25 protein-coding genes and 1 riboswitch are annotated in these 25,116 nt (G+C 67.0%); of the genes, 14 read left to right on the top strand and 11 right to left on the bottom strand.

Translation table 11 applies throughout. The features are described from left to right. Nucleotides 1-2,511, top strand: a 2,511-nt coding sequence (locus AC6LJW_RS17140; protein ID WP_498087833.1) for an autotransporter outer membrane beta-barrel domain-containing protein, incomplete at its 5' end; no start/stop codon positions are given. Nucleotides 2,512-2,634: 123 nt separating this feature from the next. On the opposite strand, the gene AC6LJW_RS17135 is transcribed toward AC6LJW_RS17140, so the two are convergent. Further along, the gene (locus tag AC6LJW_RS17135) at nucleotides 2,635-2,880 is read right to left on the bottom strand and encodes a hypothetical protein (protein ID WP_056327580.1); all 246 of its coding nucleotides are present in this window, start codon (nucleotides 2,878-2,880) and stop codon (nucleotides 2,635-2,637) included. Nucleotides 2,881-3,096: 216 nt separating this feature from the next. Here AC6LJW_RS17135 and AC6LJW_RS17130 point away from each other — a divergent pair, with 216 nt between their 5' ends. From AC6LJW_RS17130 to AC6LJW_RS17105, 6 genes are all read left to right on the top strand, one after another. Continuing rightward, complete coding sequence (locus AC6LJW_RS17130) at nucleotides 3,097-4,221, top strand: cupin domain-containing protein (RefSeq protein WP_498087832.1); 1,125 nt, start codon at nucleotides 3,097-3,099, stop codon at nucleotides 4,219-4,221. A 62-nt stretch (nucleotides 4,222-4,283) separates the two neighbouring features. Further along, the gene (locus AC6LJW_RS17125; RefSeq protein ID WP_498087831.1) at nucleotides 4,284-5,195 is read left to right on the top strand and encodes a fumarylacetoacetate hydrolase family protein; all 912 of its coding nucleotides are present in this window, start codon (nucleotides 4,284-4,286) and stop codon (nucleotides 5,193-5,195) included. Nucleotides 5,196-5,206: 11 nt separating this feature from the next. Beyond that, complete coding sequence (locus AC6LJW_RS17120) at nucleotides 5,207-5,962, top strand: GntR family transcriptional regulator (protein ID WP_056564812.1); 756 nt, start codon at nucleotides 5,207-5,209, stop codon at nucleotides 5,960-5,962. A gap of 28 nt (nucleotides 5,963-5,990) precedes the next feature. Beyond that, nucleotides 5,991-6,905, top strand: coding sequence for a LysR family transcriptional regulator (locus AC6LJW_RS17115; RefSeq protein WP_056564809.1), 915 nt, complete (start codon nucleotides 5,991-5,993; stop codon nucleotides 6,903-6,905). A 204-nt stretch (nucleotides 6,906-7,109) separates the two neighbouring features. After that, the gene (locus AC6LJW_RS17110) at nucleotides 7,110-8,102 is read left to right on the top strand and encodes a Bug family tripartite tricarboxylate transporter substrate binding protein (RefSeq protein ID WP_056564806.1); all 993 of its coding nucleotides are present in this window, start codon (nucleotides 7,110-7,112) and stop codon (nucleotides 8,100-8,102) included. Between the two features lie 55 nt (nucleotides 8,103-8,157). Beyond that, entirely contained in the window at nucleotides 8,158-9,102 is a 945-nt protein-coding gene (locus AC6LJW_RS17105) for a M14 family metallopeptidase (RefSeq protein ID WP_498087830.1), read from the top strand. Nucleotides 9,103-9,141: 39 nt separating this feature from the next. Here AC6LJW_RS17105 and AC6LJW_RS17100 read toward each other — a convergent pair whose 3' ends face one another. The 3 genes from AC6LJW_RS17100 to AC6LJW_RS17090 all read right to left on the bottom strand — a co-directional run bounded on the left by AC6LJW_RS17100 (nucleotide 9,142) and on the right by AC6LJW_RS17090 (nucleotide 12,302). Further along, nucleotides 9,142-9,663: a lipocalin family protein gene (locus tag AC6LJW_RS17100; RefSeq protein WP_056564801.1), complete on the bottom strand. Its 522-nt coding sequence runs from the start codon at nucleotides 9,661-9,663 to the stop codon at nucleotides 9,142-9,144. A gap of 84 nt (nucleotides 9,664-9,747) precedes the next feature. Next, nucleotides 9,748-11,319 (bottom strand): glutamate--cysteine ligase, encoded by a 1,572-nt coding sequence (gene gshA / locus AC6LJW_RS17095; RefSeq protein ID WP_056564798.1) that lies wholly within the window; start codon nucleotides 11,317-11,319, stop codon nucleotides 9,748-9,750. A 32-nt stretch (nucleotides 11,320-11,351) separates the two neighbouring features. Then, nucleotides 11,352-12,302: an alpha/beta hydrolase gene (locus AC6LJW_RS17090; protein ID WP_498087829.1), complete on the bottom strand. Its 951-nt coding sequence runs from the start codon at nucleotides 12,300-12,302 to the stop codon at nucleotides 11,352-11,354. 44 nt (nucleotides 12,303-12,346) lie between these two features. Between AC6LJW_RS17090 and AC6LJW_RS17085 the strand changes: the two genes are divergently transcribed. Then, a complete protein-coding gene (locus AC6LJW_RS17085) occupies nucleotides 12,347-12,886 on the top strand; it encodes a hypothetical protein (protein WP_056564793.1) in 540 nt (179 codons plus the stop codon). On the opposite strand, the gene AC6LJW_RS17080 is transcribed toward AC6LJW_RS17085, so the two are convergent. After that, on the bottom strand, nucleotides 12,876-13,079 hold the full coding sequence (locus AC6LJW_RS17080; protein WP_056566911.1) for a helix-turn-helix domain-containing protein: 204 nt from the start codon (nucleotides 13,077-13,079) through the stop codon (nucleotides 12,876-12,878). The two genes, AC6LJW_RS17085 and AC6LJW_RS17080, sit on opposite strands and share 11 nt — an antisense overlap. Before the next feature lie 225 nt (nucleotides 13,080-13,304). Here AC6LJW_RS17080 and AC6LJW_RS17075 point away from each other — a divergent pair, with 225 nt between their 5' ends. Next, nucleotides 13,305-14,201: an AEC family transporter gene (locus tag AC6LJW_RS17075; RefSeq protein WP_056564791.1), complete on the top strand. Its 897-nt coding sequence runs from the start codon at nucleotides 13,305-13,307 to the stop codon at nucleotides 14,199-14,201. A gap of 40 nt (nucleotides 14,202-14,241) precedes the next feature. Here AC6LJW_RS17075 and AC6LJW_RS17070 read toward each other — a convergent pair whose 3' ends face one another. From AC6LJW_RS17070 to AC6LJW_RS17050, 5 genes are all read right to left on the bottom strand, one after another. Then, complete coding sequence (locus AC6LJW_RS17070) at nucleotides 14,242-15,249, bottom strand: Ldh family oxidoreductase (protein ID WP_498087828.1); 1,008 nt, start codon at nucleotides 15,247-15,249, stop codon at nucleotides 14,242-14,244. 34 nt (nucleotides 15,250-15,283) lie between these two features. Continuing rightward, on the bottom strand, nucleotides 15,284-16,219 hold the full coding sequence (locus tag AC6LJW_RS17065; protein ID WP_498087826.1) for a hydroxyacid dehydrogenase: 936 nt from the start codon (nucleotides 16,217-16,219) through the stop codon (nucleotides 15,284-15,286). Between the two features lie 37 nt (nucleotides 16,220-16,256). Beyond that, nucleotides 16,257-17,270 carry a Bug family tripartite tricarboxylate transporter substrate binding protein gene (locus AC6LJW_RS17060; protein WP_056564783.1) on the bottom strand — a complete coding sequence of 338 codons (1,014 nt, stop codon included), beginning with the start codon at nucleotides 17,268-17,270 and terminating at the stop codon, nucleotides 16,257-16,259. A gap of 158 nt (nucleotides 17,271-17,428) precedes the next feature. Then, nucleotides 17,429-18,604: a UxaA family hydrolase gene (locus AC6LJW_RS17055; protein ID WP_056564780.1), complete on the bottom strand. Its 1,176-nt coding sequence runs from the start codon at nucleotides 18,602-18,604 to the stop codon at nucleotides 17,429-17,431. Between the two features lie 28 nt (nucleotides 18,605-18,632). Then, complete coding sequence (locus tag AC6LJW_RS17050; protein WP_056564777.1) at nucleotides 18,633-18,914, bottom strand: UxaA family hydrolase; 282 nt, start codon at nucleotides 18,912-18,914, stop codon at nucleotides 18,633-18,635. A 182-nt stretch (nucleotides 18,915-19,096) separates the two neighbouring features. Between AC6LJW_RS17050 and AC6LJW_RS17045 the strand changes: the two genes are divergently transcribed. From AC6LJW_RS17045 to AC6LJW_RS17030, 4 genes are all read left to right on the top strand, one after another. After that, complete coding sequence (locus AC6LJW_RS17045) at nucleotides 19,097-19,852, top strand: GntR family transcriptional regulator (protein ID WP_498087825.1); 756 nt, start codon at nucleotides 19,097-19,099, stop codon at nucleotides 19,850-19,852. Nucleotides 19,853-19,878: 26 nt separating this feature from the next. Further along, a riboswitch (SAM riboswitch) is annotated at nucleotides 19,879-19,960 on the top strand. Next, on the top strand, nucleotides 19,950-21,209 hold the full coding sequence (metX, locus tag AC6LJW_RS17040; protein ID WP_200949397.1) for a homoserine O-succinyltransferase MetX: 1,260 nt from the start codon (nucleotides 19,950-19,952) through the stop codon (nucleotides 21,207-21,209). It overlaps the preceding riboswitch by 11 nt. Next, nucleotides 21,206-21,820: a methionine biosynthesis protein MetW gene (gene metW / locus AC6LJW_RS17035; RefSeq protein ID WP_056564773.1), complete on the top strand. Its 615-nt coding sequence runs from the start codon at nucleotides 21,206-21,208 to the stop codon at nucleotides 21,818-21,820. Before metX ends, metW begins: the two co-directional genes overlap by 4 nt. Nucleotides 21,821-21,940: 120 nt before the next feature. Then, the gene (locus tag AC6LJW_RS17030) at nucleotides 21,941-23,188 is read left to right on the top strand and encodes a muropeptide transporter (RefSeq protein WP_056566905.1); all 1,248 of its coding nucleotides are present in this window, start codon (nucleotides 21,941-21,943) and stop codon (nucleotides 23,186-23,188) included. Between the two features lie 169 nt (nucleotides 23,189-23,357). Here AC6LJW_RS17030 and AC6LJW_RS17025 read toward each other — a convergent pair whose 3' ends face one another. Beyond that, nucleotides 23,358-24,221: a universal stress protein gene (locus AC6LJW_RS17025; RefSeq protein WP_056564769.1), complete on the bottom strand. Its 864-nt coding sequence runs from the start codon at nucleotides 24,219-24,221 to the stop codon at nucleotides 23,358-23,360. Between the two features lie 223 nt (nucleotides 24,222-24,444). Between AC6LJW_RS17025 and AC6LJW_RS17020 the strand changes: the two genes are divergently transcribed. Beyond that, nucleotides 24,445-25,083, top strand: coding sequence for a trimeric intracellular cation channel family protein (locus AC6LJW_RS17020; protein WP_056564767.1), 639 nt, complete (start codon nucleotides 24,445-24,447; stop codon nucleotides 25,081-25,083). Nucleotides 25,084-25,116 lie beyond the last annotated feature (33 nt).

Here is a 25,116-nt window from a genome sequence, read left to right as displayed (position 1 = left end):
GGCCAGAGCGGCCACGGCGTCTACGTTACGGGCGCCAACTCCGTGATCATCAATACGGGAACGATATCGCACGGGCCCGAGAACCAGGACACCGCCATCAAGTATGCGGCGACCGCCCGCGACTCCACGCTGGTGCTGAAGGGACAGGGCGGCTGGGACAACCCAGACAGCCAGATCACAGGCCTGGTCGATGCCACGGAAGCCGGCGGCACGAGTACGCTCGTTCTTGATGGCGGCTGGGACTCCCGCCAGGACTACGAGAACAATGTCTTTGATGTCAGCCTGATCGGAACCGGCGCGACCGGACCGGCCCAATACCTGGGCTTTAACGCCTTCGAGAAAACGTCGGCCGGAACATGGAAGCTGATAGGCGGGACCGGCCAGGTCGAAACGCCGTGGACCCTGTCGGGCGGGTGGCTCGCGATTGACCACGAGAACAATCTGGGTGATCGGTCTGGCACGCTTACCTTCAACGGCGGCGGGCTGCAGGTGGAGGCCGCGACGGTGATGGAACGTGACGTGCATTTCGCCAGAGACGGCGCGATCCGGACAGGAAATCCAGAGCTGGCGGCGCAAGGGCAGTCGGCGTACGTACATATGTTCGGAAACATCACCGGATCGGGCACGCTCACCAAAACTGGCGCGGGAACCTTGTCCATCGCTCGTGACAATGACGCCTTTTCCGGCGCTGTCGTCATCGAAGAAGGCGTGCTTCAGCTTGGCGCCGGCGGAACGCATCACGGCGGATCTCTGGGCGCAGGCGCGATCGAAAACAATGCCGTCCTGGCGATGTCGCAGCACGCGGGCTGGTTCTCCAATGCCATATCGGGTACCGGCGAGCTGCATCAGTTGGAAGGCACGACCACGCTGACGGGCTCGCTCACCTATACCGGCCTCACGCGCCTGTTCGATGGCGCGCTTGAAATCCGGGGCACGTCGCTGGGCCAAGCCGGTCATGCGGTCGCCCGGGTCGTGGGGGCGGGCGGCGCCGATCTGCATCTGACCAACGGCGCCACGCTCGACGGCTGGGTGGATGGACCAAGTCTCGCCATCGACGCGACCAGCAAATGGAACGTGCTGACCGATGCCTCCAACCCCGCGCAAGCAAACAATCTCAGCACCGTCAGCGAACTTCGGCTTGAAGGCAGCGTCGCGTTTGCACCGCCCGCAGACTGGGCCCACGATGCCATCGGCCGCACGTTCACCGCGAACAATCTGGTGGGCGGCGGCGGCGAATTGCAACTGCACCTGGGCCCCGCCGCCACCGGCGCAGCGGATTACCTGACCTTGAACGCGGGGGCCACGGGGCTGACCAACCTGACGATCAACACCGACGGCGGCTTTGGTGATCCCTTCAGCGGAAACGGCTATCTGGTGGTCAAGGCTGGCGCCAGCACGGACAACGCGTTCCAGCAAACGCCAGGGCAAGCGCCGCGGGCCGGCGCGTTCCACTACGTGCTGACGCATGGCGCGCTGGATGGCTCACCGGAACTTGCCAACAACTGGTATTTGATTAGCGAGGCCCGCCCCGAGGTCTCGCTTTACTCGCAGTTGGGCGGGCAAGCGCTGCGGCAGTCCGAGCTGGCGGTGGGCACCTTCAACGAGCGCATGGGCGCGACCGAAACGCTGGCCCGTAAGGTGTACCCGTATGCCTGGGCCAGAACGCTGGGCGGATGGGAGAACCGCGATGGCGCTTCGCGCGGCATTCTGCAGTCTCAAGTTGGAAGCCGCACGACGCTGGGCGGCCTGCAGGTGGGCACGGACCTCTTCGTGACCAGCCAGGGCATCCGCCGCAACAGCCTGGGCGTATTCGGCACCGCATTGGTTTCCCGTGCCGACGTGGATCACTATCAGGCCTCCACGCGTTCGACCATCCATGCCGGCCGTAGCGATCAGACGATGTACGGTCTGGGCGCGTACTACACGATGATGGACGGCAAGGGCGGCTATGCCGACTTCGTCACGCAGATCAGCCGGTACGGCGTGAAAACCAAATCGAACGGCGCGGATGGCATGTCGATGCAGACGTCGGGATGGGGCGCGGCGTTGTCGGCCGAAGCCGGCAAGGCGTTCGACGTGGGCGATGTGTCCAACGGACTTCGACTCGAACCTCAGGCGCAGGTGATGGTCCAGCACGTCAAGCTGCGCGACGGCGATGATGACATTGGCCAAGTGTCGTTGCCGGCATCGCACGCGCTGCATTCGCGCGTGAGCCTGAAGCTGTCCAAAGCGTGGGGCGAGCAGGACGGCGCGCAGAACCACGGATGGCTGATGCTGAGCTACCGGCACACGCTGGGGAAGTCGTCCAGCGAATATCAGACGCTGACGCAGGGCGAGATCGCCTTTGAGAACGACCTGGACGGATCGCGCGTGGGGCTATCGGCGGGCTACGACCGTCGGGCCGGTAAGAACACGTTCGTCAATGTGCAGTTGAACGCCGAGCAGGGATTGGGCGGTGCATCGGGCATGCACGCGGTCGGTGGCTCGGTGGGGATCAAGCATCTGTTCTAGCGTTCGCAGATCAGGACTCTGCGGATGACCGATCCCACAGAGGATTGGCTGCGCGCTGGCAATGCGCGCCAAACCGTTGAATCGCCCGCCCCGCATGCATGCGGGGCGGGCGATTTTCGTTGGCTAGTCGTCCAGCGAAGGCACGGTGCCGATCTGCATCAGGATGCGCGGCGATTCCATGTCGCCGGTCTCCTTGTCGATCATCACTTCATAGGCCGCGACGCCGGCGAATTTGGAAGCCATGGAATTCGCGATGCGGATGGCTCCGAATTCGCTGCTGGCCGGACGGATTTCCCCGGGTGCGACGCCATTGGCGGCGGCGCGGTAGGGAACGACGATGTACTGAACGAGATGAGCAGCTTCTGACACAGGAATTCTCCCCTGGACGACAGTTTTTCGGGCGAGCGAAATGTATCACGTCGCACTGTGTTTTTGTACAGTATTTTTGCGGACGTCGCCAACTTATTTTTGCGAAACGCCTGCGCCGTTCAAGGAAAACCCCTAGCGCTGCCCGGTTGCCCGGTCTCTGCCCCGCGCTTAGTATTTTCGAAAATCCTCAGCGTTTTATAAAACCAGGGGCACGGAATGGAAGCGAACCGCTACGACGCCTACCGCGAAGACACCGCGGGCCGCGCCAATGTGGCCGACTCGCCGGAGCGGGTGGCCTATTACCAGGAGCTGGCGCGGCTGGAGACCGGCGCGCTGTGGACGGTGGCGAACAAGATCGAGCCGTGGGCGCCGCGGTCGGCGTCGGTGCCCGTGGTGTGGCGCTACCGGGACCTGCGCGGCCACGTGCTGCGGTCCGCCGAGCTGGTGTCGCCCGAAGAGGCGGGCCGGCGTGTCATCTACCTGAACAACCCCGGCCGGCGCGATGTGGCGGCGGCGGTGGGCTGGCTGTATTCCGGACTGCAGGTGATGCGCCCGGGCGAGCTGGCGTCCGCGCACGCGCACACGCATTCGGCGCTGCGCTTCATCATGGAAGGACAGGGCGCGTTCACGGTGGTGGACGGCCACAAGATGACGCTGGGCGCGAATGATTTTGTGCTGACGCCAAACGGCACGTGGCACGAGCATGGCGTGGCCGAGGATGGCAGCACCTGCATCTGGCAAGACGGCCTGGACATCCCGCTGGTCAACGCACTGGAAGCCGGCTTCTATGCCGTGCATCCGGACCTGAACCAGACCGTCACGCACCCGGTGGACGACACCAGCGGCGCATGGGGCGGCGTGGCGCTGCGACCGCAGGTGTCGGGGTGGACCAAGCCGTATTCGCCGCTCTTCAAGTACGAATGGGAGCCCACGTACGAGGCGCTGCGCCGCTACGCGCGCACCACCGCGGGCAGTCCCTACGACGGCATCCTGCTGGAATACGTCAATCCGGCGACGGGCGGCCCCGTCATGCCGACGATTGGCGCCAGCATGCAATTGCTGCGCCCCGGTGAGCACACGAAGGCGCACCGGCACACCGGCAGCTTCATCTACCAGGTGGCCAAGGGCAGCGGCTTTTCCGTCATCGACGGCAAGCGCTACGACTGGACCGAGCGCGACATCTTCTGCGTGCCGTCCTGGGCCATCCACGAACACGCCAACCTGTCGTCCAACGACGACGCGTGCCTCTTCTGTTTCAACGATCTGCCCGTCATGCGCGCGCTGGCCCTGTACCGCGAGGAAGCGGTGCAGGACAACGGCGGCCATCAGCAGCTGATCTAGTTTCGAAAGCCTCCGTGCCGCTGCGGCCGGTTCTGCAACCCTTTGACCTTCTGGAGTTCCCGATGCGCCTGGTGACCTTTCGCGCTCATCCCACCGCCGCCGCCCGCCTGGGCGCGCTCGTTGACGGTTATGTGATCGACCTTTTCCTGCTGGGTCAGGAAGGCGGGGTGGACCTGCCCGATGACATGCTGGAATTCATCGACCTGGGACCGGTGGCGGTTGCACAGGCGACGCGTCTGTTGGACACGTTCCGCGGCAACTGGCCGGTGGGCACCGCGGTGCCGCAGGAGAACGTGAAGCTGCTGGCGCCCATCCCGCGTCCGCGCAAGAACATCTTCGGCATCGGCCTGAACTATGTGGAGCACGTGGCCGAGTCCAGCCGCACGCTGGATACGTCGGCCGACCTGCCCAAGCAGCCCGTCATCTTCTCCAAGCCGCCCACCACGGTCATCGGGCCGGGTGACGCCATCGAGCACAACGCGAAGATCACGCAGCAGCTGGACTGGGAAGTCGAGCTGGCGGTGATCATCGGCCGGCGGGCGTCGCGCGTGGCCGAGGCCGATGCGCTGTCCTACGTGTTCGGATACAGCGTGATGCTGGACATGAGCGCGCGCGATTGCCGCCGCGCCGGGCAGTGGATCTATTCCAAGGGGCAGGACACGTATGCGCCGTTCGGTCCGTGCATCGTGACGGCCGACGAGATCCCCGATCCGCAGGTGCTGGACCTGTGGCTGACGGTCAACGGCGAAAAGAAGCAGGGCTCGAACACGCGGCACATGCTGTTCAAGGTGCCGTTCCTGATCTCCGACATCAGCGCCGGCATCACGCTGGAGCCGGGCGACATCATCGCCACCGGCACGCCGGAGGGCGTGGGCGCCGGCCGCAAGCCGCAGGAATTCCTGTGGCCGGGCGACGTGGTCGTGGCCTGCGTGGAGGGCATCGGCACGCTGCGCCACCCGGTGGTGGCCGTCTAGGAGCGCCGCGCTTGAAACCCAGAATCAAGGCCCCGCGCGAGGATGCGGCGGCAAACGGCGGCGCCGAGATCGAAGACATCACGCTGTCCGAACAGATCTACCGGCAGTTGCGCCGCGACATCATGCGCGGCGCGTTTGCGCCGGGCCAGTCGCTGCGGCTGGAGCTGCTGCGCCAGCGCTACGGCGGCAGCTTTTCGCCGATCCGCGAGGCGCTGAACCGGTTGCGCAGCGAACGCATGGTGCTTACCACCACCTCGCGCGGGTTTCGCATCGCGCCGTTGTCCGTGGACGAGATGCGCGACGCCTGCGAGACCCGCATCCTGATCGACTGCGACGCGTTGCGGCGATCGCTGGCCAATGCCGACGACGCCTGGGAGGCGCGGCTGGTCGGAGCGTTTCACGCATTGGCGCTGGCCGCGCGGCGGGCGGACGCCGCGCCGGGGCTGGACCCGGACCGCGAGGACGCACTGGAAGCCCGTCACCAGGACTTTCATCAGGCGCTGATCGGCGCCTGCCGCTCGCCCTGGCTGCTGGACCTGTCCGCGCAGTTGTACGCGCAGACCGAGCGCTACCGCCGGCCGGCGCGCGCGCAGGCCATGGCGTACGGCCATGAACGCAACGTCGACGACGAGCACCGCGCGCTGCTGGATGCCGCGGTCTCGCGCGATGCCGACCGCGCGGCCGCGCTGCTGGCGGCGCACTACCGCGAGACGGCGCAGGTCATCGCGCGCATTCTGTCTCTGCCCGAGGGACAAGCGGCGGCCTAGCACGCGCGATGCCGTAAGCTTGTCGTCCATGGCAGACCTGAAACTCCTCGAAGACCTGATTGCGCTGGCGCAGACCGGCAGCTTTGTGCGCGCAGCCGAGCTGCGGCACGTCACGCATCCCGCCTTCGGCCGGCGCATCCGCGCGCTGGAGGCGTGGGCGGGCACGCCGCTGGTGGAACGCCAGCGTCTGCCGGTGACGCTGACGCCCGAAGGCGAGGCGCTGCTCAAGACGGCGACGCAAGTGATCGAGCAGATGGGGCTGGTGCGCCATCGCATCCGCAGCTCGGGCGCGGGCGGCGAGGCCGTGCTGCGCATTGCCACGGGCCGCAGCCTGGCGCGCACGCTGGTGGCCGACTGGATCGCGCGGCTGCGGCACCGCACGCCTCGGGTCCTGACGGACGGCACGCAGGTTGAGCTGTCCACCGGCAAGGCGCAGGACCTGGTGGTCCGGCTGGAACAGGGCAAGGTGGAGCTGTTGTGCTGCTACGAGCACCCGGCGCTGTCCGTGCCGCTCAGCCCCTCGCGCTATCGGTACATGACGCTGGCGACCGACAAGCTGGTGCCGGTCAGCCAGATGGATTCACGGGGCCGGCCGCGCTACCTGCTGCAAGAGGGCGGGGCGCCCGTGCCGCTGATCACCTACACCGGCGGGCTGGCGATGGAGCGCATCGTGGGGGATCGGCTCGAAGCCACGCCGTATGCGCTGACGCCCTTTGTGCGCGGCGACTCCCTGGATGCCGCGCATGGCGCGGTCGCCAAGGGCGTGGGGGTGGCGTGGCTGCCGTGGTCCATGGTGGCTGCCGATTGCCGGCGCGGCGCGCTGGCCGCGCTGGGCGGGCGCAGCGACGAGATCGCGTTCGAAGTCCGGTTGTACCGCCCGCGCGCCCGGCTGACCGACCTGGCCGAAGCCGCCTGGGAAGCGACGGCCAATCGCAAGGCGTGAATTTGGGTCTGACTTCGGGTCCCAGTTCCAGCGCCTGAAGTGCAGTACCTGAAGTTCAGCGTCCAAATCTCGCCGCCAAAATCCCGATCGGCACAACGATGTGCCGTTTTGGCACGGACTGCCCCTGGGTCGCGCTCGAAAATAGCCCCCGAAATCAAATGAGACGGCTCCGCCGTCCACCCACAGCACCCCAGGGAGAAAGTCATGAAGTCCATCGTGAAGCCGCTGCGCGCGGCGCTAGTTTCGTTGTGTGCGGCCTCGGCCCTTGCCGCGGCGCCTGCCGCCAGCGCGGCCGATTATCCGGCCCGCAGCATTTCGCTGATCGTCGGCTACCCCGCAGGCGGCAGCCTGGACCTGACCGCGCGCCTCCTGGGCGAAGAACTGGGCAAGCGCCTGGGCCAGACGGTCGTGGTCGAGAACGTTGGCGGCGCGGGCGGCACGATCGGCGCGCAACGCGTGGCGCGCGCCGCACCCGACGGCTACACCATCTTCCTGGGCTCCACCAACGAAATGGTGATCGCCCGCATGATCAACACTGCCGTGAAGTACGACAGCGCCAAGGATTTCACGGCGCTGGGCATCGTGGCCTCGCAGCCGATGCTGCTGGCCGCCAGCAAGAACTCGGGTGTTAAGACCGCCGCCGACTACCTGGAAAAGCTCAAGGGCGCCGCGCCCGGCACGTTCAACTACGGCTCGTCGGGCGTGGGCACGACGCTGCACCTGGCGGGCGAGATGATCAACCAGGCCACCGGCACCCGCGCCGAACACGTGCCCTACCGCGGCGTGTCGCCGCTGGTGACCGACCTGATGAGCGGCCAGCTGGACTACGGCATGCTGGTGCTGTCCTCGGGTCTGCCGCAGGTGCGCAGCGGCAACATCGTCGCGCTGGGCCTGACCGAGAACAAGCGTTCGCCCGCCGCGCCCGAAATCGCGCCGCTGGCCGCCACCAAGGGCTTCGAGTCCGTGGACATCAACCTGTGGTTCGCGCTGTACGGCCCGGCCGGCCTGCCCGAGCCGGTGGTGACCAAGCTGCGCGCCGTGCTGGATGAGACGCTGAAGTCGGACCAGTTCCGCGCCAAGATGCAGGACGCCGGCGGCGAAGTGGCCAAGCCGGGCGTGGATCCGGTGGCGTTCCAGGCGGAAGAAACCCAGAAGTACGGCGCGCTGGTCAAGGCCGCCAAGATCGAAGCGCAATAAGGCTGCGCGCGCACCATCACGACATCGAAAGACCAGGCATCAAGCGGATATCACCATGGAATTCAAGCTCCCCGTTCCCGACATCGCCGCCGAGCGCGCGGGCAATACCGACACGCCGGGCGTGTGGCACTTTGATTCGGGCGTGCCGGGACGGGCGCTGATGGTGAGCGCGCTGGTGCACGGCAATGAGCTGTGCGGCGCGTGGGCGCTGAAAGACCTGTTGGCTTCGGGTCTGCGGCCGCGCCGCGGCAGCCTGACCCTGGCCTTCTGCAACCTGGATGCGTTCGACCGCTTCGATCACGCGAACCACGATGCGTCGCGTTTCGTGCAGGAAGACATGAACCGCGTCTGGAGCGCCGAGCGTCTGGACAATCCCACGTCGCCGGACCGCCAACGCGGCGCGGCGCTGCGCCCGTGGGTGCGGCGCGCCGACTGGCTGCTGGACCTGCATTCGATGCACGAGCCGGGGGCGCCGCTGCTGCTGACGGGCGTGCTGCCGCGCAATATCGCGCTGGCGCGCCGCCTGAAGGCCCCGCAGCACGTCATCGTGGATGCCGGCCACAAGGACGGCGTGCGCATGCGCGACTTCGAACACTTTGGCGACCCGGCCCGCGAAGACGCGTGCGCGCTGCTGATCGAATGCGGCTTTCATGGCGACCTGTCGTCGCGCGATGTGGCGCGCGACATGGTGGCGCGGATGCTGATGGAATCGGGCGTGATTGACGCGGCGGACCTGCCCGAGGCCTGGCTGCTGCCGGCTCCGGCGGCGCAACGCGTGCTGGAAGTGACGGACGCCGTGGTGGCGCCGTCGATGAATGTGCGATTTGCAGGCCCGTGGACGGGTCTGGAGACGTTCGATAAGGCCGGATCGCTGATCGGCTGGGCGGATGATCAGCCGGTGGTCACGCCCTACGACAACTGCACGCTGATCATGCCGTCGCTGCGGCAGTTGAAGCCCGGCGTGACGGTGGTCAGGCTGGCCCGCGATTACGCGGGCTGAGGACGGCGCCTGGTTCCGCGGCGCGTACCGCCGCGGCGCCTATTTCTGCGGCGTATAGCGCAGCTCGTCGAGCTGATAGCCCTGCGCCGTGGCGGCGGCCAGCGCCTTGTCCAGTTCTTCCTTGGGCAACTGGGGCGAGCGCGACAGGATCCACAGATACTTGCGGTCGGGCGTGCCGACGACGGACCAGCGGTACTCCGGATCCAGGCCGATCACCCAGTAATCGCCCTTGAACGGCTTGAAGAAGGTGACTTCGAGCTTGGCGTTGTTGCTGCCTTCAACCACCGTGGCCGTGCCCGAGGCCGAATCGATATCCCCATCCTTGGTGCGGCAGCGGTTGTTCACGCCGACAGTGCCGTCTGGATGCGCCGTGTACTCGGCCGTGGTGTCTCCCACGCAATTGCGCTGGAAGAACATGGGGAAGTTGGCGATTTCGTACCACATCCCCACGTAGCGTTTCAGGTCAACGGATTCCACGGTCTGCATGGGCGGCGGCGCGGCGTGGGCAATGCCCGCCACGCTGGCCGCCAGGGCCAGCAGAAATTTTGCGGTGCGGCGCATGGATAAAACCTCCTGATGTGACTGGTAAGGCCCGCGCGCGCACCCCGCAGGGGCGCGGCGCGGATCAATCCCTAACGATACGCCTTATTTGCGCGGCGCCTTCAGCGCGGCGTGATAGCGGCTCACGTAGGTATCGAAGTCTTCAGTGTCCGACTGTTCCAGGCGAAGCTGTTCGGCGGCGGACTGCGCGGCGGCTTGCTGATAGGCCGTGGCCACGTCGGCAGGCAGCGGCTGCGCGCGCAGCGCATCCGCATGCTTGCGGCTCAGCGCCAGCGAGAAATCGTGGAACGACAGGCCGCTGTCCTTCAAGTCGGCCAAGAGGCGCGCCGAGGGCGTGGTGTCGGGCTGGTCAAGCTTGGCGCGTTGCGCCGCCAGGGCATCCGCGTAAGCGGTGCCGCCGAAGGCGCTGTCGTACAGCGCGGCATACGGCGCGATCTGGTCCAGAAGTTCGTGGCCCCATTGCGCCAGGCCGATGGTCTGGCCGTCGCGATCCAGCGTGAGGCCCGGCTTGCGGCCTTCCTTGACCACCACCGAGAAATTGTCGGCGCTGCGCTGACAGTAGCCGTTGGCGGGGAAGAACGGGCTGTCCGAGGCCGTGCAGAACAGCAGGAAGGCGTCGACGAACCGGGCGGTGGTGGCGTCGATGCCAATCGGCGAATACGGATCGATGTCGAGGCAGCGCACTTCAACGTACTGCACGCCGCGTTCGGCCAGCGCAGTGATGGGGCGTTCGCAGCGGCCGGTGGCGCGCTTGGGGCGGATGCTGGAGTAGTACTCGTTTTCGATCTGCAGCACGTTGGTGTTGAGCTGGATCCACTCGCCGTCGCGGTGGGTGCCGATATTTTGATAGTCGGGCCAGGGCTGCGTCACGGCGCCGTACAGGCGGCCAAGGAAGGTGTCCAAGTCGTTGTAGCAGAGCTTGAGCTGCGACTGCGCCTTGTTCTGGTAGCCCAGATCGCTCATGCGCAGGCTGGTGGCATAGGGCAGGTAAAGGGTGTGGTCGCCCAGCTTGTCCAGCGCATGGTCCTGGCCTTGCAAAAAGCCGCTGGACAGCGCGGGGGCGGAGCCAAACAGGTACATCAGCAGCCAGGAATGCCGCGTGAAGTTGCGGATCAGGCCGATGTACCCGCGCGAGCGGCGGTCCTGGCCGGAGCCGGGCTGCGTGTCGAGCACGGGCCATAGGGATTCGGGCAGCGAAAAGTTGTAGTGCACGCCGGCGATGCATTGCATCGTCTTGCCGTAGCGCTCGGCCAGACCGCGGCGGTACACGTGCTTGAGCATGCCCGTGTTGGACGTTCCGTACCAGGCGATGGGGATTTCGGGCTCGGGCGGCAGCGTGGCCGGCATGGACTGATTCCAGATCAGTTCATGGTCCAGCACGGTGTAGACGTGGCGGTGGGTGTCGGCAAGCTCGGCCAGGAGCGCGTCCACGTTGTCGTGCGTGCCCGTGATGAGCTCAAGCAGCGACTCGGAATAATCGGTGGTGACGTGTTCGTTGGTCAGCGCCGAGCCCAGTCCGGCGGGGTGCGGCGTGCGGGCCAGGATGCCCTGTTCGTCCACGCGCAGGCCTTCTTTCTCGATGCCCCGCAGGGTCTGGGTCAGCAGCGAGCGGTTGGCCTCTAGGCGGGCGAGGCGGTTGGCGGCAGTATCGGTCACGGATTGTTCTCGTTGGGGGCTGTCGCCGGATTTTACGGGGTGCTGGCCTCCTGTGCTGAGGGAACCAGTACTGGGGACAGGGACAATGCCTGGGCGGTGCGCGCCAGCCATTCGTCCAGGTCAGCATAGACGGGGTCGGCAATGGGGGCGGTTTCGTTGAAGATCTCGTGCCAGGCGGTGTCGTACCAGCGCAGGGTGAGGAGTTCAGCGGGCGCCCGCTGGGCGAACTGCCGGCTGCCTTCGGCCGCCACGATGGAGTCGTCGCCGGCCACCATCAGCAGGGTGCGGCAGGGCAGCAGGCGGGCTTCGCGAAGCGCCTGCTGCCCGGCTTCGTCGACAAAGCGCGCCAGCCGGCCCGTCATGCGGCGCCGCACCAGGGGATCGGCGCGGTAGGCCTTCACGACGGCCCGGTCGTGTGAGATGCGGGCGGGCGCCAGGCCGTGGGGCACGCGCAGGTCGGGGGCGTGCAGGGACATCCACGTCAGGGTGCGGCGCACCCAGAGCGGGACGTTGACGGCAAACGGCGGTGAACTGAGCACCAGGCCGTCCAGGTCGGCCCGCCGTTGCTGGGCGATGCGCACGGCGACCAGGGCGCCCAGGCTGTGTCCAAGCAGGATCGGGGGCCGGCCGCAGGCCTGCGTCCAGTCCTGCAGCCTGTCCACCGCGTCGGTGACCAGGTCTTCCTGGTCGCGCAGCGTGGCGGGGTGTCCGCCCGAGCGCCCGTGGCCGCGGTGATCGTGCGCGCCCACCGTCCAGCCCCGCGCGGTCAGCCAGCGCGCCAGCCGGTCATAGCGCCCGGCGTGTTCGCTCAGGCCGTGCAGCAGGTAGATGCTGGGCCGGCCGCCGGAGCGCCCGTCGCGGGATTGCCCGCCACCGGATTGCCCGTCGCCCGCTATCGGAAGCGGAACGTTTGGCGCGGCGGGCCAGCAATAATTGGCGAGCGGCGTGCCATCGGGCGCGGGCGCCATGGAAATCGGCGACAATTTCTGAGTTCCTTGAATTGACGGGACCCTGGAGTCCTCGGGTAATGACGATTTCATCGCTGTTTCGTTTCATGTTCAAGAAAGCGGGCGTTTTTTTGGCGCTGACGCTGGCGTTGGCCGCTTGCTCGCCGAGTTACAACTGGCGCGAGATGGATGTGGCGGATGGTCACGTTCGCGCCGCGTTCCCCGCCCGGGTCTCGACGGAAACCCGCGAATTGAAGCTGGACATGCACGCGTTGAAGTTCACGATGGCCAGCGCCACCGTGGACGAAGCGGTGTTCGCCGTGGGGTCGGCGCCCCTGCCGCCGGAGATCGCGGCCAGCCCCGCGGCCCGGCAGGCGCTGGGCGTGGCGCTGATGCGGTCGCTCTACACCAACATGCAGGCGCCGCCGCCCACGGAATGGCCGCCTTATGGCCAGGAAATCGAGGTGCGCGGCAAGGCGGTGGGCAAGCCCGGGTGGCTGCAGGCGAAGGTGTGGGTGACGGACACGATGCTGATCGAGGCCGTGGCCGCGGGCACCGAGGAAAGCCTGCCCGCCGAGCGCGCGCGCGAATTCCTGCGGTCCATCGTCATCAAGCCTTGAATTCGAGCAGACCCAGCCGCAGCGCCGCCACCACTGCCGCGCGCCGGCCCCGCACGCCAAGCCGGGTGCAGGCGTTGCGCAGGTGGAAATTCACGGTGCTTTCGCTGACGCCCAAGATGCGGGCGGTTTCCCAACTGGTCTTGCCCGCGGCGGACCACCGCAGGCATGCGGCCTGCCGGTCCGATAGCTGCAGGCAAGGTGATTGCCTGTCGGACAACTGCAGGCCGGCGGGCTGGATGGCGTTGAGGACGGCGCAACGCGATGAGTGGGCAGGAATGCGCATCGGTGTGGCGGACATGGCGGCGAGGACGGGATGGTCCTTTTGTGAACAATGGCCCCATGCTGCGGCGACCGCCCCGGCTGGGGCAAGCAATGATGCCGTGACGCATCAATCTTTTTATCTCTGACGGAATAGTCCATGTTGGCCATCGCGCAGTTCTACCTGTCAGCCATTGTGCTGATGCTGCCCCTGCTTTCCTGCGTGGGAATCGGGCTTTACTGGGGCAAGCGCGATCTTCCCTTTGGCGGCAACTTCATCACCACGCTGGTGACGTCCGTCACCACGCCCGCGCTGGTGTTCCACACCTTCGTCACCACCCATCTGGACGACCGCGCGCTAGCCGACGTGGCCGCGGCGACCCTGATTGCCCTGCTGTTGTGCGCGCTGATCTGCGCGGCGCTGCTCAAGGCCTGGAAGCTGCCCGTGCTGAGCCTGCTGCCCACCGCGTTCCTGCCCAACGCCGGCAACCTGGGGCTGCCGATTTCGCAACTGGCGTTCGGCGACGCGGGCCTGTCGGTGGCCGTGGCATTCTTTGCGGTGAACTCCTTCGTGATGCACACCATCGCGGTGCGCATGCTGCCCGGCGTGAACACCAAGGGAAGCTGGAAGAGCCCGATCCTGCTGGCGTCCGTGGTGGCGGTGGCGCTGCGTCTGCTGAACGTGCCGGTGCCGGCGTGGATCATCGAGACGGCGCGCATGCTGGGCGCCGTGACGGTGCCGCTGATGCTGCTGAGCCTGGGCCACGCGCTGGCGCTCATCCCGTCGAACGGCGTGCGCGATGGCGCCAAGGTCGGCGCGATCCGGCTGGTGGTAGGCCTGGTGACCGGGCTGGCCGTGGTGTGGGCGATGGATCTGGAACCGGTGCTGGCCGGCGCGCTGACGTTGCAGATGGCCATGCCGTGCGCGGTCGTCAGCTACATGTACGCGCGGCGTTACACGCCGCTGGGCGACACCGCGGCGGGCGCCGTGCTGGTGTCCACCGTGGTGTTCCTGCTGCTGGCGCCGCTGATGTTGTGGTTCTCCCACGGACACTAGGGCGCCAAGCCGCGGTTCATACAGAGGTTCAGCCCGAGGTTCAGCCCGCGCCGGCCAGCGTGCGCAACTGCGTCATCAGCGCATCGGGCAGGTCCAGGCCGTGCTTGACGGCCTCGTCGCGCAGCTTGCGGCGGCGGTCGCCCGGCAGACGCACGCCCTCGTCTTCGAGCATGGCGTCGACCAGCGTTTCCACGCGTTCCAGGTAGACGTCGTTGCCTGCCAGCGCGTTCGGATCGATCGCCATGAAGGCCTGCCCCAACCGCGCCGGTCCGCCCTCGTCCACAAAGAATGACTCGTTCTCGTAGCCGAAGCGCGCGCCGGTCAGCGCGCAGGCCATGAGTTCGACGATTAGGGCCAGCATGGCGCCCTTGACGCCGCCCGCGGGCAGCATGCTGCCGGCCAGTCCCGCCTTGGGGTCGGTCGTGGGCTGGCCCTCGGCATCCAGCGCCCAGCCCAGCGGAATGGGCTGGTTGTCACGCGCCGCGATCATGAGCTTGCCCCGCGCCACCTGCGACAGCGACAGGTCGATGACCAGACGGGCGCCGCCGCGGCGAGGGAAGATCGCCGCGATGGGGTTGGTGCCGAACAGCGGGCGCTTGCCGCCCCAGGCGGGCATGGCGGCGGGCGAGTTGCTCAGTGCCAGTCCCACCATGCCGGCGTCGGCCAGGACCTCCAGGTGGTAGGCCGCCTCGCCGAAGTGATGGCTGTTGGCCACGCCGACGAATGCAACGCCATGCTCGCGGGCGCGGGCGGTGGCCTGTTCGACCGCCATGGCGCACGCGGGAAACGCCAGGCCCGAGCCGGCGTCGATCAACGCCGCGCCGCCGCGTTCGTTCACGAGGCGCGGCACGGCCGAACCGATGGCGCGGCCGGCGCGCAGATGGCCGGCGTAGAACGGCACGCGCGACAGGCCATGAGAGCTGAGTCCCTGGCTTTCCGCGAAGACCAGCGCGCGGGCGGTGCTGTCGGCCATGACCGGGTTGGCGCCGGCGGCGGCAAGACCGGCCGCGGCCAGGTGTTGAAGTTCGTCCAGATAGATGTGAGCCATATCCTTCCTGTCGTGTGAGGCGCGCCGCGCCTCGTCAGCGTGCGCGGGCGTCAAGCGCCATTGTCACACCGGCGGCCACCATGTCGGAAACGCGCGTGTTGGCCTCTTGCGTGAGCCCCGCGATGTGCGGCGTGAGGATCAGGTTGGGCGCGTCGGCCAGCGCGCTGCCGGCGGGCAGCGGCTCCCGCTCGAAGACGTCCAGCGCCGCGCCGCGCAGGCGTCCGGCACGCAACGCGGTCGCCAGCGCGGCTTCGTCCACGATGCCGCCGCGCGAGGTGTTGATGAGGATGGCGCCGGCGCGCATGCGTTCGATGCGCGCGGCGTCCAGCAGATGGCGGGTCTGGGGCGTGAGCGGCAGGTGCAGCGTTACGACGTCCGCCTGGGCAAGCAGTTCATCCAGCGCCAGCGCCTCGGCGCCCGCTTCCTGCCACGCGGGATGGTCAGGCGGCAGGGCGGCATCGCTGCCCACGATGCGCATGCCCAACCCGCGCGCAAGCTGCGCGGCCAGTCGGCCGATGCCGCCGAATCCCACCACGCCCAACGTGCGTCCGTGCGCCTCCAGCCCCTGCGACAGCGCGTTGCGCGGCCACACGCCGGCGGCCACGTCCGCGGTGGACCCGTAGGCGCCGCGCAACAGCGACAGCATCGTGCCGATGACGTACTCGGCCACGGCGCGGGCGTTGGCGCCGGTGGCGGGAATGACCTTGATGCCGCGGGTCTCGCATCCCGCCAGGTCGATGTTGTCCAGCCCGACGCCCAGCCGGCCCACCGCAATCAGGCGCGGCGCCGCGGCCAGCAGCGCCGCGTCCACTTGGGTGCGATTGCGCACGATGAGGGCGTCGGCATCCGCGACGGCCTCGAGCAACGCGCCGCGCTGCTCGACCAGCTCGGGCGCGTACTGCACGTCGAACCGCTGCTGCAGGGCCTGGACGGCAGGCGCGTCCATGAACTCCGATATCAAAATTCGCATCTGCCGGGCTCCTTTTCGTGGTGGCAGGTTGGCCGCGTCAGGCGACCTGGATGTTGGCGTCGCGGATGATCTTGGCCCAGCGGTCGACCTCGGACTTCAGGTACGCGCCGAACTCCTTCGGCCCGCGCGGCTGTGGCACGAAGCCTAGTTGCAGCAACGATTGCTGCATGGCGGGCTGCGAGATCTGCTTGACGATGGCGTCGCCGATGCGCTGGACCAGTTCAGGTGGCGTGCCGGCGGGCGCGAGCACGCCGGTGAAGTTTTCGACGATCAGGTCCGGCAGGCCGGCTTCGGCCGTGGTGGGCAGATCGGGCAGATCCTTGCTGCGCTCGCGCGTGGTGATGGCCAGCGCACGCAGCGACCCGTTCTTCACGTGCGCCAGCGATTCCGGGTAGTTGGAAAACACCACGTCCAGATGCCCGCCGATCAGATCCGTGAGCGACGGCGCGCCGCCCTTGTACGGCACGTGCATCAGCGGCACGCCCGTCAGCTTCTGATACAGCGCCAGCGTCAGGTGCGGCGGCGTGCCGTTGCCGCTGGAGCCGGCCGATAGCGCCTTCGCCTTGGCCGCGCGCGCCAGGTCATCCATGGACTTGATGTTGCTCTTGGCGTTCACGACCACCATGATGGGCGAGGACGCCAACCCCGCGATGGGCGTCAGGTCGCGGGTCAGGTCATACCCGGCCTTGCCCGCGAACAATGTGGCGTTGGCCGCGTGCGACAGGGTGATGGCCAGCCAGGTGTAGCCGTCGGGCGCGGCGTTCGACACGTGCGCGGCGCCGATGTTGGCGCTGCCGCCGGGCTTGTTTTCGACCACCACATTCCAGCGTTCGGCGTCTGCCAGCGCCTTGCCCACCTGGCGCGCGGCCACGTCGGTCAGGCCGCCCGGCGGAAATGGCACCACGTAATTGATGGGACGCTCGGGCCACGCGCCTTTCTGCGCCAGCGCGCGTTCCCATGGGGCCAGCGCACAGAGGCCGGCGGCGCCCAGGGCGCCCAGCAGGCGACGGCGCTGCGCATCTTGCGGGGGGTAATGCGGTTCGCTACTCATCAGTCTTCCTCCTTGGGGATAACGCCCGGGTAGGAATGCGTACGCCTTTGCTGCCGCGGACTGCGCCCGGGTCTGCAGGTTCTTGTCGTTGATGCTGCGATGAAGCCGCGAAGGCAGCCGGCGCGTTCTCCTGATCGCGCCGGCGCCGGAAAGGCCTGTCAGGCGCTTTCGAAGATCCGCGTGAGCACGAACTCGCGGTGGCCCAGGGCCTCGGCCGCGGTCCACCGGCCGTTGGCGGTGGCCAGCATGCATTCCAGCAGCTTGTCGCCGGCCTGGTTCAGGTCGATCTCCCGCTGCAGGAGGGCGCTGGTGTCCACGTCGATGTGCTCAGACATTGTGCGCACGGTGCGCGGATTGGCGCAGATCTTGATGACCGGCAGGATCGGGTTGCCGATGACGTTGCCCTGGCCGGTGGGGAAAAAGTGCACGGCGTAGCCCGAGGCGGCGCACAGCGTGACCATTTCCGCCGCGGCCGAGGACGAGTCCATGAACCACAGTCCGGGGCCGTCGGGGATCTCGGCCTTGTCGATGACGCCGTCCACCCGGCATTGCTTGCCGATCTTCTGGATGTTGCCCATCGCCTTTTCCTCGATGGTGGTCAGGCCGCCGGCGATGTTGCCCTTTGTGGGCTGGGATTCGGACAGATCGCTGGTCTTCCAGCGGTCGATCATGGCCTGGTAGCGGTCGAACATGAACATGAAGCGTTCGCGCACGGCGTCGTTGGCGCAGCGCTCGGCCACGATGTGTTCGCCGCCGGTCAGCTCCGACGTTTCGCCGAACACCAGGGTGGAGCCCAGCGCATAGAGCTTGTCGAAGGCGTTACCCACCGTGGGATTGGCGCCGCAGCCGGAGGTGGTGTCGGATTCGCCGCATTTGGTGGAGACCCACAGGTCGGCGATGGGGCATTCGCTGCGCGTGAGCGCGGTGGCGTAATGCACGAATTCCTTGGCGCAGCGCGACGCGCGCATGATGGTGTCGTGGTCGCCGTGCAGTTCGATGGAAAAGCCCATGACAGGCTTGCCCGTGGCGGCAATGCCGTCGACGACGCGCTTGGTCCAGCCTTCCTCGATGCCGATCACGACCACGGCGGCGACGTTGGGGTTACAGCCGGTGCCGATCAGCGTGCGAAAGTGCAGTTCCAGATCCTCACCGAATTGCAGGCGGCCGTAAGGATGAGGCAGGGCCAGGGTGCCCTTGATATTGTTGGCAACGGCCTCGGCCGCGGCGTTGGAGATGTCGTCCACGGGCAGGACGATCACGTGGTTGCGCACGCCGACGCGGCCATTGTCGCGGCGATAGCCTTGGAAGGTGGTCTGGGCAGTGATGATGGACATGGTGGGTTCCTGTGCGATGGACGGGCGCTTACCAGCGCTTGGTCTTGATGTTGTGCACGTGGGCGTGCTGGCCGGCCTGGATGGGCGCCACCACGCGGCCGATGTCGACGCCGTACTTGAAGACGGTGTCGCCCACGGCCATGTCCTTCATCGCGACCTTGTGGCCGATGGGAATGTCCTGCGACGCGCGCACATGGATGATCTTGTCTTCATCCATGATCCAGGCGTTCAGCTCCGTTCCGGCGGTCAGGCCTTCCACCACGGCGACCGCCACCGTGTCCTTCGCATCGTGCAATACGGCGTGAATCATTGTCTTCCTCTCTGAGTCAGGGGCGCCGCCCGGGTGCTGCACGCGGCGCGGATCACAACGGCCAGGAAATCTTAGGCCCGGGTTTTTTCAAAGTCAACTAAATCATATAGATGACTTACATGACTTGAGCGAATGATCGGCGCGCCGCTACACTGGAGGTCCTCGATTTTTGCGATGCACCCATGAACACCAGCCTGTCACCGACTGTGCCCCTGGGCAGTCCCTTGTACGAACAGGTCAAGCAGGCCGTGCTTGCCGCGCTGGCGCAAGGCGAGTGGAAGCAGGGCGATGCGATCCCCCCGGAAAAAAATCTGGCCGAGCGCTTCGGCGTGTCGATCGGCACCTTGCGCAAGGCCATCGACGAGCTGGCCGCCGAAAACATCCTGGTGCGCCATCAGGGGCGCGGCACCTACGTCGCGGTGCACACGCGCAACCATCATTTCTTCAAGTTCTTCCGCATCGTCGGGCAGGACGGCAGCAAGTCCTATCCGACGACCGAGCTGTTGCGTTTCCGGCGCGTGAAGGCGTCGGCGGTCGTGCGCGAAAAGCTGGAATTGCCCGCGGGCGCTCACGTGTTCGAGTTCCTGAATGTGCTGTCGCTCAACGGCGACGTGGTCATGGCCGACGACGTGTGCCTGCCCGAATCGCGCTTTCCGGGGCTGCTGGAGGCGCATTTGCGCGAGCGCACCAGCACGCTCTACGCGCTGTACCAGGACCTGTTCGGCGTCAACGTCATCGCCACCGACGAGCGGCTGCGGACCTGCCTGGCCGAACGCACGCAGGCGCGTTGCCTTGGGGTGGCCGAGGGTAGCCCGCTGCTGGAGATCCGCCGCATCGCGTTTTCGTACAACCGCCAGCCGGTGGAGTGGCGCGTGTCGCGCGTGAACACCGAGCGCTACGAGTATCTGGGACAGGAGCCCTGGGAAGCCGGCGCGTAGCAGTGCTAGAATTCCTGCCGCACTACCCAATTTTCGGCGCCGATTTGCCTGATCCGCTTGCGGGCGCCTTCCAATAAATCCAGCTAAAGAGGTCCGTATGACCACTCCTGCCCAACATTTGGCCGGTGATTCGGCCAGCGGGTTCGTCCCCGCAACCGTCACAACTTCCGATACCGTTGATCCCGGTTCGGTCGGCCTCGTCTCCCCCACGTTCATTCGTTTCGACGAACCGCTGCCCCTGCTTAGCGGCCAATCGCTTGCGGCTTACGAACTGGCTGTCGAAACTTACGGCACGCTCAATGCGCAGCGCACGAATGCCGTGCTGATCTGCCACGCGCTCAATGCCTCGCATCACGTGGCGGGCCAAGCGGCGGACAACCCCACCGACCTGGGCTGGTGGGACAACATGGTGGGCCCCGGCAAGCCGGTGGACACCAATCTCTTCTTCGTGATCGGCGTGAACAACCTGGGCTCGTGCTTCGGTTCGACCGGGCCGGCCAGCCTCAATCCCGAGACCGGCAAGCCCTGGGGCGCCGCGTTCCCGGTGCTGACGGTGGAAGACTGGGTGCGGGCGCAGGCGCGGGTGGCGGACCACTTCGGCATCGAACGCTTCGCGGCGGTGATGGGCGGATCGCTGGGCGGCATGCAGGCGCTCAGCTGGTCCATCACCTTGCCCGAGCGCGTGGCCAACTGCATCGTCATCGCCAGCACGCCGCGCCTGTCCGCGCAGAACATCGGCTTTAACGAAGTGGCCCGCCGCGCCATCATCACCGACCCGGACTTCCACGGCGGCGACTACTACGCGCAGGACACCGTGCCACGCCGTGGCCTGTCGGTCGCGCGCATGATCGGCCACATCACGTACCTGTCCGATGACGACATGGCCGAAAAATTCGGACGCGCCCAGCGCGCACCGGCCGAAAACGGCGCGTACCGCTACGGCTACGACGTCGAGTTCGAGGTCGAGTCCTACCTGCGCTATCAGGGCGAAAAGTTCACCCGCTATTTCGACGCCAACACCTATCTGCTGATCACGCGGGCGCTGGACTACTTCGATCCGGCGCGCACCACGGGCGGCGACCTGGCCCGCGCGCTGGCGCCCGCCAAGTCCAATTTCCTGCTGGTGTCGTTTTCGACCGACTGGCGCTTCCCGCCGGAGCGTTCGCGCGAGATCGTGCGCGCGCTGCTCAAGAACGGCAGCCCCGTCACGTACGCCGAAATCGACGCGCCGCACGGTCACGACGCCTTCCTGCTGGAAGACGCCCGTTACCACGCGGTCGTCCGCGGCTACTACGAACGCATCGCGCGCGAGCTGGGTCTGCAAGCCACCGCCCCGAATGAAGGATGCTCAGAATGACTGCCGTGACTCCCCGCTATGCCCACAGCGCGCTGCGGCCCGACCTGGCGCGCATCGCCGGCTGGATCGAACCGGGCAGCCGCGTCCTGGACCTGGGTTGCGGCGACGGCGCGCTGCTGGCGCACCTGCGCGACCATCGCCAGGTCAAGGGAGCCGGCGTCGAGCTCGACGACACCTGCGTGATCGCCTGCGTGCGCCGCGGCGTCGAGGTCATCCAGCAGAACCTGGAAGACGGCCTGGCGCTCTTTGACGACAAGCAGTTCGATACCGTTGTGCTATCGCAGACGCTGCAGTCCATGCACCGCACCGAACACATCCTGCGCGAAATGGCCCGCGTGGCGCGTTACGGCGTGGTGTCGTTTCCCAACTTCGGCTACTGGCCGCACGGCTGGGCCATCCTGCGCGGCCGCATGCCAGTGACGGGGCAGATGCCGTACCAGTGGTACAACACGCCCAACATCCACCTGTGCACGCTGCGCGACTTCGAACAGCTTGCCGGGGAAGTGGACGTGCGCATCCTGGAGCGCGCCACATTCAACGAAGGCAAGGAAGTGCGGCTGTTCCCAAGCTGGCGCAGCACGCTGGCGGTGTATCGCTTTGCTTCGCCCTGACATTCACTGCCTGACATTCCGACACGCATCCTCCTGACGGCGCGGGCGAACAGGCCCTAAAATGCCGCAAGCCCGCGGCCAGCGCCTGTGACGCCGCCGGCCAAGTTTCAGGAGACCGTCATCACCGCTGTATCCAACGTCTACACCAGCCCGCGCGTTGCCCCCCTGCTGGTGCTGGGCTTTGCCAGCGGACTGCCGCTGGCCCTGACCGGCGGCACCTTGCAGGCCTGGGCCACCGTCGAAGGCGTCCCGCTGCAGGAAATCGGTTTCCTCACCCTTGTCGGCGCCGCCTACACCATCAAATTCCTCTGGGCGCCGTTCATTGATCGGTTTGCCCCGCCCGTGCTTGGCCGGCGCCGTGGCTGGATGCTTGTGACGCAGCTGCTGCTGGCGTTGAGCATCCTGGCGATGGGCACGCTCTCGCCGTCGTCCACTCTGATGCCGTTGGCCTTTCTGGCCGTGCTGGTCGTATTTCTGTCCGCCACGCAGGACATCGCCTTCGACGCCTATTGCACCGACGTACTGCGCAAGGACGAGCGCGGGGCGGGCGCGGCCGTCAAGGTCATGGGTTACCGGCTGGCCATGATCGTGTCGGGCGGCCTGGCGCTCATCATGGCGGATCAGTGGATAGGGTGGGGCAACACCTATATGGTGATGGGCGGACTGATGCTGCTGTCCGCGCTGGCCACCCTGTGGGCGCCCGAACCGGAACACGTCGCGCGCGCGCCGCGCACCCTGCGCGAGGCCGTGGTCGAGCCACTGCATGAGTTCTTCACGCGCCGCGGCGCGTTGGCGGTGCTGCTGCTGATCGTGCTGTACAAGCTGGGCGACGCGTTCGCCGGCGCCTTGTCCACCACGTTTCTCATCCGCGGCGCGGGGTTCACGCCGACAGAAGTCGGCACCGTGAACAAGGTGCTGGGGCTGGCGGCCACCATCATCGGCGCGCTGGCCGGCGGATCGCTGATGTCGCGCTGGGGGCTGTACCGGTCGCTGATGGCCTTCGGCCTGCTGCAGGCGGTGTCCAACCTGGCGTACTGGCTGATCGCGGTCAGCCCGAAGAACCTGTGGCTGATGGCAACCGGCGTGGGTATCGAAAACCTGTGCGGCGGCCTGGGCACGGCGTCGTTCGTGGGCCTGTTGATGGCGCTGTGCCGCCAACGGTTCTCGGCCACGCAATTCGCGCTGCTGTCGGCGCTGTCGGCCGTGGGCCGCACCTATCTGGCCGGCCCGCTGACGCCGCCCCTGGTTGAGCATCTGGGATGGCCGGGATTCTTCCTGGTGACGGTGGTCATCGCCGTGCCGGGGCTGGTGCTGCTGCGGATGCTGCGCGGAACGATCGAAACCATGGAAAAGCAGGGCGACGCGTAACCCAAAGCCTCAAGGTGCATGACACCCGTCAGCCTCAAGGTGTCTGACACCGCAGAAAAGACCACCAAGTTGCTAGGGCGCCGCATGGGTGTCTGACACCTTGCGAAGCGAAGACAGGTCAATCAAAAAAAGGCGGCGCACAAGCGCCGCCTTTTTGCTGGCGAAAAACTTACTCTTCGCCGCTCAGCCGGACGATCAGCACATCGCTGGGCAGGGATTCCAGCAGCCGCTCGGCCACGCTGCCGATGGCGGTGCGCAGGATGCCCGTGCGGCCATGGGTGCCGGTGACGACCAGATCGGACCGGTGGTTGAACGAGTAATCCGACAGCACGGTTTCGGGCTGGCCGGCTTCGAGTACGACCTTGGTCGGGCGGCCCTTGGGCAGTTCGGGCGTTTCGGCGATGAAGCGCTCGGCGCACTGTTCGGCAGTTCGGTACAGATTGTCGACGACGGCGTCGTCGGGCTTGGTCACGCTCTGGAACGGGACTTCGTAGGCATTGAACAAGGTGATGTCGGCGTTGGGCACCAGTTGCAGCGCGGCGCGCAGCGCCTGGCGCGAGCCATCCGAGAAGTCGGTGGCGACGAGCACGTCTCGATAAGGCCTGCGGGGGCGGTTCTTGACGACCAGCACGGGCTGGCGCGCCTGGCGGGCCAGCTTTTCGACGGTGGTGCCAAGCAGCAGGCGGCCCAGCGTTTCCTGGCGGGCGATGCCGGCCACGATCAGTGAGCAGCCATACGCGTCGGCGGTTTCCATGATGCTGGCGACGGGGTCGCCCTTGGTGACCACGACTTCAGCCGGCACGTTGGCGGCGGCGACGTCTTCGGCGAGTTCGCGTTCGACGAGGGCCTTGTGATCCGGCGACAGACGGCGCCAGACGGGGGTGGTGAGCGGCGTGGCATGGGATTCCATGACATGCAGCATGATCAGCTTGGTGTTCAGTTCCTTGGTCAACTGCAGCGCGCGGTCGAGGGCTCTGTCGCCGCGCGCACTCAGGTCGGTGGCCAGAAGGATGGGGCCAATTTGCTGGGTCATACCTAATCTCCCGGTTACGGCCAGAGGGGCGGCTCCCGCGTCCGCGCTGCCTGGCCCAGTAGCGCCCGGTCGGGCACGTCTCCATTGTCTCGCCGCGAAACGAGACCGGAGTTGATCATTGTCAACGCAGGTTTGAGGGTACGGGATGAAGCGCGCGCAGGCAATGGCGCGTCCGCCGGCAAGGCTCAATACAATGGGGCCTGCCCAAGCTACCCCCCCTACTATGTTTACCGATCTGTCGCCCGCCCTGCTGCACACGCTGTACCTGGTCGCCATCGTTGCCGAAGCCATGACGGCCGCACTGTCGGCGGGCCGGCGCGACATGGACTGGATGGGCGTCTGCATCATCGCGTGCGTGACGGCGCTGGGCGGCGGGTCGCTGCGCGACGTGCTGCTGGGCCACTATCCGCTGACGTGGGTCGTGCATCCCGAGTACCTGTGGATGACGGGCGGCGCGGCCATCCTGACCGCGCTGATCGCCCCGGTCATGCGCCGCTTGCGCAGCGTGTTCCTGCTGGCTGACGCGCTGGGGCTGGTCGCGTTCACGGTCATCGGCTGCCAGGTGGCGCAGATGATGCAGCTGCCGATCACCGTGGTGCTGATCAGCGGCATGATCACCGGGTGCGCTGGCGGCGTGCTGCGCGACGTCCTTTGCAACGAGGTGCCGCTGCTGTTCCGCAAGGAACTCTACGCCAGCGTGTCCCTGGTGACGGGCGCGCTGTACCTGGGCTCGATGTCGCTCGGCCTGTCGGCCAACGCCTCGGTGCCCATCGCGCTGGCGGCGGGCCTGACCATGCGCCTCATGGCGCTGCGCTTCAACTGGCAGATGCCCAAGTTCGTCTACCGCGACGATTGGGACTGACCGTGCCCATCGGTCGAATTTGACCTTCCGCCA

The organism is Achromobacter sp. 1012554356 (genome assembly GCF_059760815.1).
Note: the sequence above shows the minus strand (reverse complement) of the source record. Positions and strands in the feature narration are given on the sequence as shown.